At 63.3% G+C, this 289-nt stretch carries 1 protein-coding gene; it reads right to left on the bottom strand.

Translation table 11 applies throughout. The features are described 5' to 3' along the window. Positions 1-61 precede the first annotated feature (61 nt). Positions 62-289 (bottom strand): LysR substrate-binding domain-containing protein (locus tag ACZYR5_RS29665; protein WP_489107630.1); only part of this gene is annotated, 228 nt, incomplete at its 5' end.

The raw sequence follows: 289 nt of genomic DNA, 5'->3' as shown, positions 1-289 counted from the left end.
CCGCCGCGTACATCCCGACAGCACGCGTCATCGTTGACGTTCATCGCCAGCAAGCTGGCTCCTACAGGTTCTCCACCAACCACTCACTGAAGCTTTTGGCCAGCGGAGTATTCTCACTGTCGCGATGGGTCAACAACGCCCAGTTCGGGCCGCGAATGGTTTGGTCGACCAGAGGCTGCACCAGCCCATTGGCCCGCGCCTGGCGGCTCAATAACTGGCTGTCCAGGGCGATGCCCAAACCGCTGCAGGCGGCGTCGAGCAGCAGGCCGGGGTCGGAGAAGTTGAGGCC

The organism is Pseudomonas sp. F007, assembly GCF_057814275.1.
The sequence above is the reverse complement of the archived record's forward strand: the minus strand, read 5'-3'. Positions and strand labels throughout refer to the sequence as shown.